General features: G+C 53.0%; 15 protein-coding genes. 6 read left to right on the plus strand and 9 right to left on the minus strand.

The window, feature by feature from the left end:
• Positions 1-14: 14 nt before the first annotated feature.
• The 4 genes from pstB to ABU190_RS23195 all read left to right on the plus strand — a co-directional run bounded on the left by pstB (position 15) and on the right by ABU190_RS23195 (position 5020).
• Positions 15-788, plus strand: coding sequence for a phosphate ABC transporter ATP-binding protein PstB (gene pstB, locus ABU190_RS23180; protein WP_039080014.1), 774 nt, complete (start codon positions 15-17; stop codon positions 786-788).
• A 136-nt stretch (positions 789-924) separates the two neighbouring features.
• Positions 925-1650 (plus strand): phosphate signaling complex protein PhoU, encoded by a 726-nt coding sequence (phoU, locus tag ABU190_RS23185; protein ID WP_039080015.1) that lies wholly within the window; start codon positions 925-927, stop codon positions 1648-1650.
• 586 nt (positions 1651-2236) lie between these two features.
• Positions 2237-3790, plus strand: coding sequence for a carbohydrate porin (locus tag ABU190_RS23190; protein ID WP_271849257.1), 1554 nt, complete (start codon positions 2237-2239; stop codon positions 3788-3790).
• Positions 3791-3841: 51 nt separating this feature from the next.
• The gene (locus tag ABU190_RS23195; protein ID WP_039080017.1) at positions 3842-5020 is read left to right on the plus strand and encodes an alpha/beta hydrolase-fold protein; all 1179 of its coding nucleotides are present in this window, start codon (positions 3842-3844) and stop codon (positions 5018-5020) included.
• 38 nt (positions 5021-5058) lie between these two features.
• Here ABU190_RS23195 and yieH read toward each other — a convergent pair whose 3' ends face one another.
• The gene (yieH, locus tag ABU190_RS23200; RefSeq protein WP_039080018.1) at positions 5059-5724 is read right to left on the minus strand and encodes a 6-phosphogluconate phosphatase; all 666 of its coding nucleotides are present in this window, start codon (positions 5722-5724) and stop codon (positions 5059-5061) included.
• A 168-nt stretch (positions 5725-5892) separates the two neighbouring features.
• Between yieH and ABU190_RS23205 the strand changes: the two genes are divergently transcribed.
• On the plus strand, positions 5893-7230 hold the full coding sequence (locus tag ABU190_RS23205) for an NCS2 family permease (RefSeq protein WP_039080019.1): 1338 nt from the start codon (positions 5893-5895) through the stop codon (positions 7228-7230).
• A gap of 92 nt (positions 7231-7322) precedes the next feature.
• Here the strand turns inward: ABU190_RS23205 and ABU190_RS23210 are convergent, their stop codons facing one another.
• The 8 genes from ABU190_RS23210 to rpmH form a co-directional block, all read right to left on the minus strand.
• Positions 7323-7889 (minus strand): NADPH-dependent FMN reductase, encoded by a 567-nt coding sequence (locus tag ABU190_RS23210; RefSeq protein WP_071195141.1) that lies wholly within the window; start codon positions 7887-7889, stop codon positions 7323-7325.
• 20 nt (positions 7890-7909) lie between these two features.
• Entirely contained in the window at positions 7910-8656 is a 747-nt protein-coding gene (locus ABU190_RS23215; protein ID WP_354692491.1) for a hypothetical protein, read from the minus strand.
• Positions 8657-8817: 161 nt separating this feature from the next.
• Positions 8818-9501 carry a hypothetical protein gene (locus ABU190_RS23220; protein WP_354692492.1) on the minus strand — a complete coding sequence of 228 codons (684 nt, stop codon included), beginning with the start codon at positions 9499-9501 and terminating at the stop codon, positions 8818-8820.
• Positions 9498-10862: a tRNA uridine-5-carboxymethylaminomethyl(34) synthesis GTPase MnmE gene (gene mnmE / locus ABU190_RS23225; protein WP_354692493.1), complete on the minus strand. Its 1365-nt coding sequence runs from the start codon at positions 10860-10862 to the stop codon at positions 9498-9500. The genes ABU190_RS23220 and mnmE overlap by 4 nt, the downstream gene beginning before the upstream one ends.
• A 103-nt stretch (positions 10863-10965) precedes the next feature.
• Positions 10966-12609, minus strand: coding sequence for a membrane protein insertase YidC (gene yidC / locus ABU190_RS23230; protein WP_039080024.1), 1644 nt, complete (start codon positions 12607-12609; stop codon positions 10966-10968).
• A gap of 2 nt (positions 12610-12611) precedes the next feature.
• A complete protein-coding gene (gene yidD / locus ABU190_RS23235; RefSeq protein WP_071845955.1) occupies positions 12612-12869 on the minus strand; it encodes a membrane protein insertion efficiency factor YidD in 258 nt (85 codons plus the stop codon).
• On the minus strand, positions 12833-13192 hold the full coding sequence (gene rnpA, locus ABU190_RS23240) for a ribonuclease P protein component (RefSeq protein ID WP_071195137.1): 360 nt from the start codon (positions 13190-13192) through the stop codon (positions 12833-12835). The genes yidD and rnpA overlap by 37 nt, the downstream gene beginning before the upstream one ends.
• A 15-nt stretch (positions 13193-13207) precedes the next feature.
• A complete protein-coding gene (gene rpmH / locus ABU190_RS23245) occupies positions 13208-13348 on the minus strand; it encodes a 50S ribosomal protein L34 (protein ID WP_000831330.1) in 141 nt (46 codons plus the stop codon).
• 654 nt (positions 13349-14002) lie between these two features.
• On the opposite strand from rpmH, the gene dnaA reads away from it, so the two are divergent.
• Positions 14003-15400 carry a chromosomal replication initiator protein DnaA gene (gene dnaA / locus ABU190_RS23250; RefSeq protein ID WP_296415095.1) on the plus strand — a complete coding sequence of 466 codons (1398 nt, stop codon included), beginning with the start codon at positions 14003-14005 and terminating at the stop codon, positions 15398-15400.
• The last annotated feature ends 2 nt before the right edge of the window (positions 15401-15402 follow it).

Here is a 15402-nt window from a genome sequence, read left to right on the forward strand (position 1 = left end):
GAGGAAAGAGATAAATGAGTATGGTTGATACAACGCCGGGCAAAATTCAGGTTCGCGATTTGAACTTCTATTACGGCAAATTCCATGCCCTGAAAAACATCAGCCTGGACATTGCTAAAAACCAGGTAACGGCGTTTATCGGGCCGTCAGGCTGCGGTAAGTCCACGCTGCTGCGTACATTCAATAAAATGTTTGAACTGTACCCGGAGCAACGCGCGGAAGGTGAAATCCTGCTGGATGGGGATAACATCCTCACCAATACCCAGGATATTGCCCTGCTGCGCGCAAAGGTTGGGATGGTTTTCCAGAAGCCAACGCCGTTCCCGATGTCGATTTATGACAACATCGCCTTCGGTGTGCGTCTGTTTGAAAAGCTGTCTCGTGCCGATATGGACGAACGTGTGCAGTGGGCCTTGACCAAGGCCGCATTATGGAATGAAACCAAGGATAAATTGCACCAGAGCGGGTACTCTCTTTCCGGTGGTCAGCAGCAGCGTCTGTGTATCGCTCGTGGGATTGCGATCCGTCCGGAAGTCTTACTGCTGGACGAACCTTGCTCGGCGCTCGACCCCATTTCGACTGGTCGTATCGAAGAATTGATCACCGAGTTGAAGCAGGATTACACCGTCGTCATCGTTACCCACAACATGCAGCAGGCTGCGCGTTGTTCCGATCACACGGCGTTTATGTATCTCGGCGAATTGATTGAGTTCAGCAACACGGATGATCTGTTCACCAAGCCGAAGAAAAAGCAAACCGAAGATTATATTACTGGCCGCTACGGTTGATTTGCCATATTGCTTTCAGGCTCTAACTGTGTTGGCTGCCTTTGTTCACCCCGGTCGTGCCATATGATGCGCCCCGGGGATTCGCTCAGTTGCCGCCTTGTTATAGCCCAAAAATAGTTGGGCATCAGGAGACACCATGGACAACCTCAATCTTAACAAACATATTTCCGGCCAGTTTAACGCCGAGCTGGAAAGTATCCGCACTCAGGTGATGACCATGGGTGGGATGGTAGAGCAACAACTTTCTGACGCGATCACTGCGATGCATAACCAGGACAGCGAGCTGGCTCAGCGCGTTGTTGAGGGTGATAAGCAGGTGAACATGATGGAAGTCGCTATCGACGAAGCCTGTGTGCGTATTATTGCCAAGCGCCAGCCGACCGCCAGCGACCTGCGTCTGGTGATGGCGATTATCAAAACGATCGCTGAGCTGGAACGTATTGGCGATGTTGCCGATAAAATCTGCCGCACAGCGCTGGAGAAATTCTCCTCGCAGCACCAGCCGCTGCTGGTAAGCCTGGAATCTCTGGGCCGCCATACCGTGCAGATGCTGCACGACGTACTGGATGCTTTCGCGCGTATGGATATTGACGAAGCGGTACGTATCTACCGTGAAGACAAGAAAGTGGATCAGGAATATGAAGGTATCGTGCGCCAACTGATGACCTACATGATGGAAGATCCGCGCACCATTCCAAGCGTGTTAACCGCGCTATTCTGCGCCCGTTCCATTGAGCGTATCGGCGACCGTTGCCAGAATATTTGCGAATACATTTTCTATTTTGTTAAAGGCCAGGATTTCCGTCATGTTGGCGGTGATGAACTGGATAAACTGCTCGCCGGAAAAGACCCGAAAGAGTGATTTCCGCGCTCAGCAAATAAAAACGCCAGCGACATATCTGCTGGCGTTTTTTTGCTGATTTGCAGGAGAGTGTCAGATGTAACGCACTGTTTATTTATAATCCCCACAGGCCTTCCCATTTCTTTCTCCTGAAAACCCACCGTTCTGATTCTGGAATAAATTAACGACGTTTCTGTATCAGGCCGGAACCGGAATCTGGCCCATAAAAATGTACCGCTGCTGAAATGGTGAACTAAAAACTCGTGGTAAATCACAGTTTATTATTTTGCGCATTGCCGGTGGGTTAAAAATCGCTATGTTGTGGGCTGAAACTGGATTGCTACCGCTTTGCGGGCTAAACCTGACATCTCCCTTCTGGAGGTGCCAGGTTTTTTGTTTTTAGGGCTGAGTAAAAAACAGCCAGCCGCAAAGATGTGTCCAGTACAGGATTGTTACTGCTTTCGACAGGCAAAACCTGAACTCACACCCGATTCATCTCGGGTGGGTTCAGGTTTTTTTTTATCCAAAAAATGGTTGGATGGAAACCATGAAAAAAACAATACCCTTAATTCTGGCATCATCATTTTTATACTCAGTTACCCCTGCGATGGCCGCAACCGGAAATATGACCATCGAACAGCGCCTTGCGGCGCTGGAGAAAGATCTCAGCGAAACAAAAAAGGAATTACAGCGCTACAAGGATGAAGAGAAGAATAAGCAGGCGGTTTACTTTGCGCAGACCGCTTCTGCGCCTGCGCCCGCATCTGCGACGGCAAGTACAGCGAAAACGACATCGGCCCCTGCTGCTGTGCTGGTTCAGACAGCGCCAGCGCCGGGTGCTCAGCCGTCTAAAACTGAAGATGTTTCATCCATGTCGATGAAAGATCTCAGTAAGTTCGTCAAAGACGAAATTGGCTTTAGTTACAACGGTTATTTCCGCTCGGGATGGGCGACCACCACGAACGGATCGCCCAAATCCTGGGCTATCGGCTCGTTGGGGCGTTTTGGCAACGAATACACCAGTTGGTTTGATTTGCAGTTCTCCCAGCGTGTCTATAACGAAAATGGTAAGAGCGCTAAAGCTGTCGTCATGCTCGATGGTAACGTTGGGCAGTCCTATTCTGCTGGCTGGTTTGGCGACAACAGCACCAATGAAAACTACCTGCAGTTCTCTGATATCTACCTGACCACCACCGGTTTCCTGCCGTTCGCCCCGGAAGCGGATATGTGGGTGGGTAAGCACCAGCTTCCCAAATATGAAGTACAGATGCTCGACTGGAAAACGCAGCGTACTGATGCCTCCGGCGGCGTTGGGATTGAAAACATGAAGCTTGGCAGCGGTAAGCTTGATATCGCGCTGCTGCGTGAAGATATTGATCAATACGACCGCTCACTAAGCCACTCACAGAAACTTAACACCAACACGGTTGATGTCCGCTACAAAGCCATTCCGTTGTGGGATAAAGCAGAACTGATGGTCAATGGTCGTTACGCGATGGCGAACTCGACGGATACGCAGAAAGAGAACGTGAACGACAACGGGTATTACAAATGGAAAGACACCTGGATGTTTGGCACGGCGTTAACGCAGAAATTTAAAAACGGTGGTTATAACGAATTTAGCTTCCTGATGGCCAATAACTCACTGGCAAGCAGCTTTGCCCGTTACAGCGGTTCCAGCCCGTACATCGCGTTCAATGGTCGTTACTATGGCGATCACACCAACGGTACGGCGATTCGTCTGGTCTCGCAGGGCGAAACCTATTTGCGTGACGATGTGATCGTGGCCAATGCGCTGGTCTATTCACGAGGCGAAGATGTCTATAGCTATGAGACTGGCGCTCACAGTGACTTCACCAGCTATCGCGCGGTGGTACGTCCGGCGTATATCTGGGACAAATACAACCAGACGGGCGTAGAACTGGCGTATTTCAACCAGCAGAACAAAAATCAATACGGCGCGAAGTTCAAAGAGGCAGGGTATAAAACCACGCTTTACCATACGCTTAAGGTCAACACCAGTATGCTGACATCCCGCCCGGAAATTCGTTTTTATGGTACCTACATCCATGCGCTGGATAACGAACTGGATAATTTCAGCTTCGCTGATGAGAAAAATAACCAGTTTGCCGCAGGCGTTCAGGCTGAGGTCTGGTGGTAATGCCCGCTTAATAACTCTGCATGAACGACAAAAAAATACGAGGGATTTGATATGAAAAGAAACATCGCCTGTCTGACACTCGCCATCACCGCACTGCTTGGCAGCGCGGCGATTCCCGCCATTGCTGCCCCTTTTCCGGCAACCCCGGATTTGTCGGTGCCGGTCAGCCAGTATGTGACCCAGGTGAATGCCGATAAAAGCATTACCTTTCGCCTGTTTGCGCCAGCAGCAAAACGGGTGTCGGTGGTTACCGGTTCCACCCCGGACAGCTTTGTCTCCCATGATATGAGCAAAGATGAGAGCGGCGTCTGGTCCTGGAAAAGCGAATCTCTGGCGCCGAATCTGTACGAATATTACTTTGATGTGGATGGGTTTCGTTCGGTAGACACGGGAAGCCGTTTTCAGAAACCGCAGCGTCAGGTCAATACCAGCCTGATCCTGGTTCCGGGAAGTATTCTCGACGATCGCGCCGTACCGCATGGCGATCTCTTGACGGTGACTTATCACTCGAAAGCATTGAGCTCAGAGCGTCGCGTCTATATCTGGACACCGCCAGGTTATAACGGCAAAGGCGAGCCGCTGCCGGTCCTCTATTTCTATCATGGTTTTGGTGACACCGGTCTTTCGGCTATCGATCAAGGGCGCCTGCCGCAGATCATGGACAACCTGCTGGCCGAAGGGAAAATCAAACCAATGCTGGTGGTCGTGCCGGATACGGAAACCGACATCGCGCAGGCGATTGCGGAAAACTATCCGCCGAAAGAGCGTCGCAAAACTTTCTATCCGCTGAATGCTAAAGCGGCCGATCGCGAACTGATGCATGACATCATCCCGATGGTCGATGCGCGGTTTAACGTGCGCAAAGATGCAAGCGGGCGCGCGCTGGCCGGGTTATCACAGGGCGGTTATCAGGCGCTGGTCTCAGGTATGAACCATCTTGATAGCTTTGGCTGGCTGGCGACCCTGAGTGGCGTAACGACCACAACCGTTCCGGATGCAGGTGTTACCGCTCAGCTTAACAAGCCTCAGGAGATCAACAAGCAACTGCATAACTTCACGGTGGTGGTCGGTGAAAAAGATTCCGTCACGGGCAAAGACATTGCCGGTCTGAAAAGCGATCTTGAGAAGCAGGGCATTAAATTCGACTACAAGATGTACCCGGGCCTGAACCACGAAATGGATGTCTGGCGTCCGGCGTATGCCGAGTTTGTGCAGAAACTGTTTAAGTGATGCATTACGCCTCTCCTGTTAAGGAGAGGCGTTTACCGTTAGCGCGTAATGTTCCAGCCGCGCGCTTTCCACAATGCCGGGAGCTGCGACAGCTCGGTGAACGTGGTCACCTGCGGATGGTCGATCGGTTTGTTATGCGGATCGGCACAGAAATAAAAGACTTCCATGCCTGCAGCAATACCCGACTGTGCGCCCGCCACCGAATCATCAATCAGAATGCAGCGCGTTGTATTCACATTCAGCGCTTTTGCCGCATGGAACATCAGTTCCGGGTCGGGCTTCCAGCGTTGAATATCGTAGCCGCTGAACAGCAGATTCGGGAAATGGTGCAGAAGACCGGTTTTGCCAAGTGAATGCTCCATTTTGCTTACCGGGCCGTTAGAGACCACACAGACAGGCACGGTGACTGCATCAAGCAGCTCTTTCGCCCCCGGAATGATTTCCAGCTCGGAATCAAACAGCCGCGCCACTTCGCTGCGAAATACTGGCTCCAGTTTGGTTTTGTCCAGCGTCACGCCGTGTTCTTCGCCTGTCACCTCGATTATCTCGTAGAGTTTCATGCCTTTGAAACGTTTGAACACCTCTTCAAGATCGAGCGTGATGCCAAATTCTTTAAACATATGCACATATGCGCGCGAACAGATGACTTCACTGTCGACCAGGGTGCCGTCACAGTCGAAAAATACTGCTTCAATTTGGGACATGCCGTTTCCTGTATATTGCAAGTTTATCGTTTACTTAAGGCAGATTACCCCACGCAATCGTTGCCGTATAAGCAAATTCAATGAAAAAAAGTGTGTGATAACCGTCAACATTGTCTCATTTTGGTATAGGATAGCGACGAATTTTCCCTCCTTGTTCGGAAATTGATAATGAGCCAACAACACACTACCCAGGCGTCGAGCCAAGGGTTGCTTGAGCGCGTGTTTAAACTGCGTGAACATGGCACGTCGGCACGCACCGAAGTGATCGCCGGTTTCACCACGTTTTTGACGATGGTCTACATCGTTTTTGTTAACCCGCAGATTTTGGGTGTCGCCGGGATGGACACCAGTGCGGTCTTCGTCACCACCTGTCTGATTGCCGCGTTCGGCAGTATCCTGATGGGTCTGTTTGCTAACCTGCCGGTTGCACTGGCACCCGCGATGGGCCTGAACGCCTTCTTTGCGTTTGTAGTGGTGGGCGCGATGGGGCTCTCCTGGCAAATTGGGATGGGCGCGATTTTCTGGGGTGCGGTAGGTCTGCTGTTGCTGACTATTTTCCGCGTTCGTTACTGGATGATTGCCAACATTCCGGTGAGCCTGCGTGTGGGCATCACCAGCGGTATTGGTCTGTTTATCGGTATGATGGGCCTGAAAAACGCCGGTGTGATTGTGCCGAACAAAGATACGCTGGTGGCCATTGGTAACCTGACGTCTCACAGCGTCCTGCTGGGTGTTCTGGGCTTCTTTATTATTGCTGTTCTGGCTTCCCGCAATATTCATGCTGCGGTACTGATTTCTATCGTCGTGACCACTTTGCTGGGCTGGATGATGGGCGATGTGCAGTATCACGGGATTATTTCTGCGCCGCCGAGCGTGGCGAGCGTAGTGGGTAATGTTGATCTGGCCGGGTCGTTCAACATTGGCCTGGCAGGCGTTATCTTCTCCTTTATGCTGGTTAACCTCTTTGACTCCTCCGGTACCCTGCTCGGTGTGACCGACAAAGCGGGTCTGGTTGATGAGAACGGTAAATTCCCGCGCATGAAGCAGGCGCTGTATGTCGACAGTATCTCTTCCGTGGCGGGTTCGTTCATCGGTACCTCTTCGGTGACCGCCTATATCGAATCCTCATCCGGTGTCTCTGTTGGTGGCCGCACAGGTCTGACTGCTGTTGTCGTCGGCATCCTGTTCCTGCTGGTTATCTTCCTGTCGCCGCTGGCCGGAATGGTTCCCGCCTATGCTGCTGCGGGCGCGCTGATTTATGTTGGCGTTCTGATGACATCCAGCCTTTCTCGCGTGAAGTGGGATGATCTGACCGAAGCGGTTCCGGCGTTTATTACTGCCGTGATGATGCCGTTCAGCTTCTCAATTACCGAAGGGATCGCGCTGGGCTTTATCTCTTACTGTGTGATGAAGCTGTTCACTGGGCGCCTGCGTGACCTCAGCCCGTGTGTGGTTGTGGTTGCGGTGCTCTTCGTGCTGAAAATCGTCTTTATCGACGCCAAATAAGCAGTAAGCCCTTTTCGAAGAAAAGGGCTTTAGTGTTTGCTCCCTCTCCCCGTGGGAGAGGGCCTGGGTGAGGGCATCAGGCCGCACTTCGCTTACGCTTTTACCCGCTGAATATAGTCGCCAAAGGCCGTCAACTGCCCGGTCAGATGATCGAGCGTGCTTTGATCCACCACTTCTCCCGTCTGCTGATCGACTTTGCTTTGAATCACACCGCCCATAAATTCTGGTTTGTTCATTACCATGGCATCAAGGAAGACCAGGATTTGCCGCAGGTGATACTGGCAACGCGCGCCGCCAATTGCTCCCATAGAACTGGTCTGGATAAGTACCGGTTTACCGGACAGCGGCTGTTCAGGAAGACGTGAAAGCCAGTCAATGGCGTTTTTCAGCCCACCGGGTACGGAATAGTTATATTCCGGGGTCACAATGACCACGCCATCCGCTTCGCGAATCTGTTGTGCAATCTCTTCGATACGGGCGGGAAAGCCCTCTTCCTGCTGCAAATCGGCGTCATACAGCGGAATGTCCCCGATGGAAGGCAAAGGTAAGACCTCCATGCCCGCCGGGGCCAGTTTGGGTAGCGTCCGCGCAACCATCGCGTTAAACGATCCTTTACGCAGACTACCCAGTAACGTCACAACGTTAAGTGATGCAGACATAATGACTCCTTGCGATCGGGTCAGTTAATAATAAGGGCTTTTTCTGCTGGCAAACTGGTGAAGCGCATCAGGCGGGAGACGGGATCGTTCGCGCGTGTCTGCACGTCTGGCAGAAAGCGCCACCCATTTTTGCTATCAAACTCCCAGATCTTGAGGCTCTCGATGGCCGGCGTCACCGCAACCGACCAGATCAAGACGTCCTCAGCATCACATAAAACTTCGACCTGAGCCAGTTGGGGAACGCGCAGTCGTCCGGCGCCAGGTAGCAGTTGCAACATGCCGGGGGAATCCTGCATTTGATTGAGAAGCTTAAGCACGCTTTGTCTCAGGGTTGAGAGCTGCGCCTGTGCTTCGTTGGGATCGTTCTGGTTGTTGATCCATAGCTGTTCGTTGCTGCTGAACTGCCAGGATTTTTGTGCATGGGGGCTGTGAAAACTGCGTGTGGCGCGCTGTAACTCCATGTCCAGACCACACTCGCCTTCGGTAGTGATCGCCACGCCAACCATATTTCCGGCGTATGCCAGGGAGAAATGTGGCAGGCCAGGATCGGAAAATTTCGGGCGTCCGCTGGATTCAATTATGATGTCCGGGAGTTCGCTGATGCCATAAAGCATAAACATCATTTCAGCGAGCAGTGCCCGTGAAGCCAGATAGCGCGACTGCTGGTGTTCAGGAAGTTGCCGGGCGCTGTTATGACAGGCCTGGGAGAGTCGCGTTGAAACTAAACATCCCTCCGAGAGGATCCCTCGTGCAAAATGCGTTGCCATTTTCCCTCCGTGATAATGGTCTGATGCAGGAAACGATAATCAACATTATCGCGCATACCGCATAGGTTTTAATGCGGAAAAACGCCGCTGAAAAGGCCAATCTGGCCACATTTACAATAAATTTAGTCAATATGTGCCCATCTACATATTTCCTGCACAATTCATTCAATCGGCAGCACGCGTGTCCAGTTGTAATTCACCTGAGCCAGTTTCAGAGTCCCTTCTACGCTGCCGTAGCGTTGCTGGCGATTTGCGAGGTAAAAGTGCCGTAATGATGGGGGCAGGTATTGTGCCTGATAACGTAATAGCGTTGTGTGCCAGAATGGCGGTGGTAGTGGGGTATGCGCATGGCGGTCAATCAGATGATTGCGCCAGGGGGAGGCCAGTAGTGCGTCGCAAAATTGCTGGCGTGCCTGTTGGCTTTTTTCATCAGGAATACCAGCCAGCAAAATCTGACCCGGTAGCGCAACCAGCCGCAGTTCATTTATGCGAACGGTATGTTGCCGCCAGTGCTGCCAGAGTGTCAGTAAAGAGGCCATATTCTCAGGCGGCTCTGCGGCGGTATAAAGCGGCAGCGTGATCGGGAGAAAGGTAAAGTGCAGGCCGTCGGCGGGCATGACATCGGCCAGTGTATCATCGCTCACTCGTATCGCGAGCTGCTGGCGCAGCGAGGCGATGGCAGTGGGTATGGAGGGCTGAATCCCGCTCGCCAGCGCCAGTTTGTGCGGGTCGTAATATGCTTGTTGCATGATCTCGCCGCAATCAGGCGCCTTCTGCCAGGCGACCAGCGTGCGTTCACTGGTCGCTTCGTAGAGGGCGGACAGGGTATCGGCCGTCTGGCTCATTTACCGATACAGAAGCTGGAGAAAATACGGCCCAGCAGATCGTCGGAGGTAAACTCACCGGTGATCTCACTCAATGCCTGCTGTGCCAGTCTCAGCTCTTCTGCCAGCAGTTCGCCTGCCCAGGCACCCAGTAGCTGCGCTTTACCCTGTTCAAGGTGACTGGCGGCGTCTGAGAGCGCTTGCAGATGGCGACGACGTGCCAGGAAGCCGCCTTCCATATTGGTATCAAAGCCCATGCTCTGCTTGAGATGATTACGCAAATCATCCACGCCTTCGCCAGTACGTGCCGACAGGCGGATAAGTGAGTGACCATTTACATCGCTGATGCCTGGCGTTTCACCGGTCACATCCGCTTTGTTACGCACCACGGTAATGGGCAATTTGGCGGGCAGACGTGCAATAAAGTCCGGCCAGATTTCCGCCGGGTCAACGGCGCTGGTGGTAGTGCCATCCACCATAAACAGTACGCGGTCTGCCTGCTCAATCTCCTGCCAGGCTCGTTCAATACCGATACGTTCGACTTCGTCGCTGGCATCGCGCAGCCCGGCGGTGTCGATGATATGCAGCGGCATGCCATCGATGTGGATATGCTCGCGCAGCACGTCGCGGGTAGTGCCGGCGATGTCGGTCACGATCGCCGCCTCACGGCCTGCCAGTGCGTTCAGCAGGCTCGATTTCCCGGCATTTGGGCGTCCGGCAATCACTACCTTCATCCCTTCGCGCAGCAGGCTGCCCTGGCGCGCTTCGGCGCGCACGGCATCCAGATCGCCCATCACGCTGTTGAGCTGAGCTTCAATTTTGCCGTCAGACAGGAAATCGATTTCCTCATCCGGGAAATCAATGGCCGCTTCCACGTAGATACGCAGGTGAGTGAGTGCTTCCACAAGGTGATTAATGCGTGCGGAAAACGCCCCCTGCAGCGAGTTCAGCGCCGAGCGTGCCGCCTGTTCTGAACTGGCGTCAATCAGATCGGCAATGGCTTCCGCCTGGGCTAAATCGAGCTTGTCATTAAGGAATGCTCGTTCGGAGAACTCCCCCGGTTTCGCAATGCGTACGCCCGGAAGCGTCAGAATACGTTTGAGCAGCAGATCGAGGATCACCGGGCCGCCGTGGCCCTGTAGTTCCAGCACGTCTTCGCCAGTGAATGAATTCGGGCCCGGAAACCACAGCGCAATGCCCTGATCTAACGCGGTGCCGTCGGCATCCCTAAACGGCAGATAATCGGCGTAGCGCGGTTTTGGCAGCTTACCCAGCACGGCTTGCGCGACATCGCGCGCGTTGAGGCCGGAAATACGCAGGATACCAACGCCACCGCGTCCCGGTGGGGTAGCCTGGGCGACGATCGTGTCGTTATGGCTCATGATATGTCTCATTGAATCCCAATAAAAAGGGCGGTCATGAGACCGCCCTGTCATTACTATTCTGATTACCGGGTGGCGCTACGCTTACCCGGCCTACACCGAATCAGGAGCTTTTCTTTTCGCGGCTATGCAGCCCACGTTTCTCCAGACCACGGTAAATTAGCTGCTGCTGAATAATGGTCACCAGGTTGCTGACGATATAGTACAGCACCAGACCTGACGGGAACCACAGGAAGAACACCGTGAAGATGACCGGCATAAAGGTCATGATCTTCTGCTGCATCGGGTCGGCCACGGTGGTCGGAGACATCTTCTGAATGAAGAACATCGTCACGCCCATCAGGATCGGCAGGATGTAGTACGGGTCTTGTGCAGACAGGTCATGGATCCACAGGGCGAACGGCGCATGGCGCAATTCAACGGAACCCATCAGCATGTAGTACAACGCAAGGAAGATTGGCATCTGGATAACCAGCGGGAAGCAACCGCCCAGCGGGTTAACTTTCTCTGCTTTGTACAGCGCCATCATTTCCTGGCTCTGACGCTGTTTGTCATCGCCCAGACGCTCACGCATTGCCGCAATCTTCGGCTGCAGCATACGCATTTTCGCCATGGAGGTGTACTGCGCTTTAGTCAGCGGGTACATGATGCCACGAACGATAAAGGTAATTGCGATGATGGAGAAGCCCCAGTTACCCAGGAAGCTGTGGATCCATTTCAGCAGTTTGAACAGCGGCTGAGAGATAAACCACAGCCAGCCGTAATCCACGGTCAGATCCAGGTGCGGCGCAACGGCAGCCATTTTATCCTGGATTTCCGGGCCGACCCACAGGGTGCTGCCCAGCGTACTGGTTTGACCCGGCTGAACCAGAACCGGTTCAGATTTATAACCGATAGCGGCAATACCGTTGCCCAGGTTCGCCGTGTAGAAGTTATTGGTGCCTTCGTTACGCGGAACCCATGCGGTAGCGAAATACTGCTGCAGCATGGAGACCCAACCGCCTTTTGCGCTGACGTTCAGGTTTTCGTTATCGGCGATGGTGTCAAATTTGTATTTTTCATACTTCGCGTCCGGCGTGGAGTACGCAGCGCCACGGAAAGTATGCAATGCAAAGTTGCTGCTGCCGGTGTCGCGGTGCGACGGCAGATTGATGGACTGTTTCAACTGACCGAAAGTAGCGACTTCCAGCGGTTTCTCGCCGGCGTTCTGCACGTTGTAACCTACGTTCACCGCATATTCACCGCGTTTCAGGGTGAAGGTTTTGGTGAAGGTGTTACCAGCAGCATCGGTATAGGTCAGCGGAATGGCCAGTTCGTTCTGGCCATCAGCCAGCACAAACGCATCTTTTTCGCTGTTGTACAGAGGACGTGGGCCGTTTGCCGGATTATCCGGGCCGTCGCGACCGGTCAGACCGCTCTGCGCCTGATAGATAAACTGCGGGGTCGTTTCCAGTAACTGGAACGGCTCGCTGGAACCCAGCTCTTTCGGATAACCCAAAAGCTGTGCCTGCTCGACATCACCACCACGGGTGTTGATAGTCAATTCCAGCACGTCGGTTTTAACCGTAATCAGTTTCCCCTGGCCACTGGCTGGTACGCCCTGGTCGGCTGCGCTACCCGCTGCGGTGGTCGTAGTCTGCGTGGTCTGCTGCTGAGGCTGAGGATTTTTATCCTGCTCCCAGGCTTGCCAGATCATGAAAGACACGAACAACAAAGCGATGACAAAAAGATTGCGTTGCGAATCCATCGTTAGTGTTCTCTGGTATTAAAGGGTCCTGGCGGGACGGGGTCGTCTCCACCCGGGTGTAAAGGGTGGCATTTTAATACGCGTTTCACTGTCAACCAACTGCCTTTTATCACTCCAAACCTGCGCAATGCCTCAATTCCATAGCGAGAGCATGTCGGGTTGAAACGGCAACGCGGCCCGAGTAGCGGACTAATCAGGATTTGATAGACCCGAATCAGGCCTATCAGGAGCCGAGTGCCAGGCGACAATGGCGGCGCCATAATTTTTCCAACGCTTCCGAAAGAGCACGGTTATCGAGGTCAGCAACCCCCTTTTTCGCCACTACCACGAAATCCATTGCGGGAAGTTCATGTTGACGCAAACGAAAACTTTCACGCGTCAGACGTTTAATCCGATTGCGTTCATGTGCGCGTTTGACGTTTTTCTTAGCGACGGTAAGACCGATACGGGGATGCCCCAGCGAATTCAGGCGGCCGAGGATGGTGATTTGCGGCGTGCCAGCCCGTTGTGGCTGCTGGAAGACGAAAGTGAAATGACTGGGAGTTAACAAACGTAACTCCCTGGGAAATGCGAGCTTAACCACTCAGGGTTAGCTTTATTACTTGGAAACGGTCAGACGTGCGCGGCCTTTAGCGCGACGACGAGCCAGAACCTGGCGACCATTTTTAGTAGCCATACGAGCACGGAAGCCGTGAGAACGGTTGCGCTTCAGTACGGACGGTTGAAAAGTGCGTTTCATGGCGATTTCTACCTAAACTTGAATAAATTCAATGGCTTTTTTGGATACCCGAACGAATATCGTACGACGGACGCCGAAGCCATGGGTGATTAAAGAGGCCGGATTGTAATAATTGTACACTCCGGAGTCAATTCTCTTTCCTTATAACACGCTTATTTTTGCACAGTTTCGCGTAAAAAATAAGCAGTGCTCGACGACTAAAAACGAGCAAAGCACGCCGGGTGGTGGATTATACGGCCTGGCGGGCAAAGCGCAAGGATCCGCCAGGATCTTCATTAGATCGATTAAGCAGGAAATTGGCATTACTCATTAAATTTTCCAATATGCGGCCTAAATCGTCCCGCACTGCACCTGGGATCGATTACACTTACCCGATTCCGAATCCCCCTGTGGATAAATCGTGAAGAATCTGTGATAAACAGAAGATCTCTGACGCAGTTTAGGCTATGATCCGCGGTCCCGATCGCGATCCGTGGATCGTGAACAGGGCAAAGTACACTTTCCTCAACGGTGCAATGATGCAGCCAGAAGGAAGCGTGTAAAACCGCAGATAGCGGTTCGCACGTCACCCTCGTTGGGTCTGATCGACGTGTGTCAACAATCATTAATGTTTCTGCCTTTTATTTATCGATTTTTGTTCGAGTGGAGTCCGCCGTGTCACTTTCGCTTTGGCAGCAGTGTCTTGCCCGATTGCAGGATGAGTTACCAGCCACAGAATTCAGCATGTGGATCCGCCCGTTGCAGGCGGAACTGAGCGATAACACGCTGGCTTTGTATGCGCCAAACCGTTTTGTGCTCGATTGGGTAAGAGACAAGTATCTCAATAATATCAATGGGCTGCTGAACGATTTCTGCGGTGCGGACGCCCCGCAACTGCGCTTTGAGGTCGGTACGAAGCCCGTCACGCAGGTCCACAGAGAACCTGCTCATGTCGCCGCGCCAGTACAGACGACTCACGTTCAGCCGCAGCGCGCTGCGCCGGCAGTACGCCCTGGCTGGGACAACGTTCCCGCACCGGCGGAACCGACCTACCGCTCCAACGTTAACCTTAAGCACACCTTTGATAACTTCGTCGAAGGTAAGTCGAACCAGCTGGCGCGCGCGGCGGCGCGTCAGGTGGCGGATAACCCAGGCGGCGCCTACAATCCACTATTCCTTTATGGCGGAACGGGTTTGGGTAAAACTCACCTGTTGCACGCGGTGGGTAATGGCATCATGGCGCGCAAACCCAACGCCAAAGTGGTGTATATGCACTCCGAGCGTTTTGTCCAGGACATGGTAAAAGCCCTGCAAAACAATGCGATCGAAGAGTTTAAACGCTACTACCGATCCGTTGACGCGTTGCTTATCGATGACATCCAGTTCTTTGCCAATAAAGAACGATCGCAGGAAGAGTTTTTCCACACGTTTAATGCGCTGCTGGAAGGAAATCAACAGATCATCCTGACTTCGGATCGTTATCCTAAAGAGATCAACGGCGTTGAAGATCGTCTTAAATCCCGCTTCGGTTGGGGACTTACGGTCGCGATCGAGCCGCCTGAGCTGGAAACCCGCGTGGCGATCCTGATGAAAAAGGCCGACGAGAATGACATTCGTCTGCCGGGCGAAGTGGCCTTCTTTATTGCCAAGCGTTTACGCTCTAACGTGCGTGAACTGGAAGGGGCACTGAACCGCGTTATTGCCAATGCCAACTTTACGGGCCGGGCGATTACTATCGATTTCGTGCGTGAAGCGCTGCGTGATTTGCTCGCGCTGCAGGAAAAACTGGTCACCATCGACAATATTCAGAAGACGGTGGCAGAGTATTACAAGATTAAGGTCGCAGACCTGCTGTCGAAGCGTCGCTCCCGTTCAGTCGCGCGTCCGCGTCAGATGGCGATGGCGCTGGCGAAAGAGCTCACCAACCACAGTCTGCCGGAAATTGGTGATGCGTTTGGTGGCCGTGACCATACTACCGTGCTACACGCCTGCCGCAAGATTGAGCAGTTGCGTGAAGAGAGCCACGATATCAAAGAAGATTTTTCCAATTTAATCAGAACATTATCATCGTGACG

This window comes from Phytobacter sp. RSE-02 (assembly GCF_040578655.1).
GTDB lineage: Bacteria > Pseudomonadota > Gammaproteobacteria > Enterobacterales > Enterobacteriaceae > Phytobacter > Phytobacter diazotrophicus.

What these genes read in the sequence shown, in the direction of transcription:
- ABU190_RS23205 (WP_039080019.1), top strand. Translation starts at nt 5,893, where the DNA reads ATGAGCCAACAACACACTACCCAGGCGTCGAGCCAAGGGTTGCTTGAG.
- ABU190_RS23195 (WP_039080017.1), top strand. Translation starts at nt 3,842, where the DNA reads ATGAAAAGAAACATCGCCTGTCTGACACTCGCCATCACCGCACTGCTT.
- ABU190_RS23220 (WP_354692492.1), bottom strand. Translation starts at nt 9,501, where the DNA reads ATGAGCCAGACGGCCGATACCCTGTCCGCCCTCTACGAAGCGACCAGT.
- yieH (WP_039080018.1), bottom strand. Translation starts at nt 5,724, where the DNA reads ATGTCCCAAATTGAAGCAGTATTTTTCGACTGTGACGGCACCCTGGTC.
- yidD (WP_071845955.1), bottom strand. Translation starts at nt 12,869, where the DNA reads ATGGCGCCGCCATTGTCGCCTGGCACTCGGCTCCTGATAGGCCTGATT.
- ABU190_RS23210 (WP_071195141.1), bottom strand. Translation starts at nt 7,889, where the DNA reads ATGTCTGCATCACTTAACGTTGTGACGTTACTGGGTAGTCTGCGTAAA.
- ABU190_RS23215 (WP_354692491.1), bottom strand. Translation starts at nt 8,656, where the DNA reads ATGGCAACGCATTTTGCACGAGGGATCCTCTCGGAGGGATGTTTAGTT.
- ABU190_RS23190 (WP_271849257.1), top strand. Translation starts at nt 2,237, where the DNA reads ATGGCCGCAACCGGAAATATGACCATCGAACAGCGCCTTGCGGCGCTG.
- pstB (WP_039080014.1), top strand. Translation starts at nt 15, where the DNA reads ATGAGTATGGTTGATACAACGCCGGGCAAAATTCAGGTTCGCGATTTG.
- rpmH (WP_000831330.1), bottom strand. Translation starts at nt 13,348, where the DNA reads ATGAAACGCACTTTTCAACCGTCCGTACTGAAGCGCAACCGTTCTCAC.
- yidC (WP_039080024.1), bottom strand. Translation starts at nt 12,609, where the DNA reads ATGGATTCGCAACGCAATCTTTTTGTCATCGCTTTGTTGTTCGTGTCT.
- phoU (WP_039080015.1), top strand. Translation starts at nt 925, where the DNA reads ATGGACAACCTCAATCTTAACAAACATATTTCCGGCCAGTTTAACGCC.
- mnmE (WP_354692493.1), bottom strand. Translation starts at nt 10,862, where the DNA reads ATGAGCCATAACGACACGATCGTCGCCCAGGCTACCCCACCGGGACGC.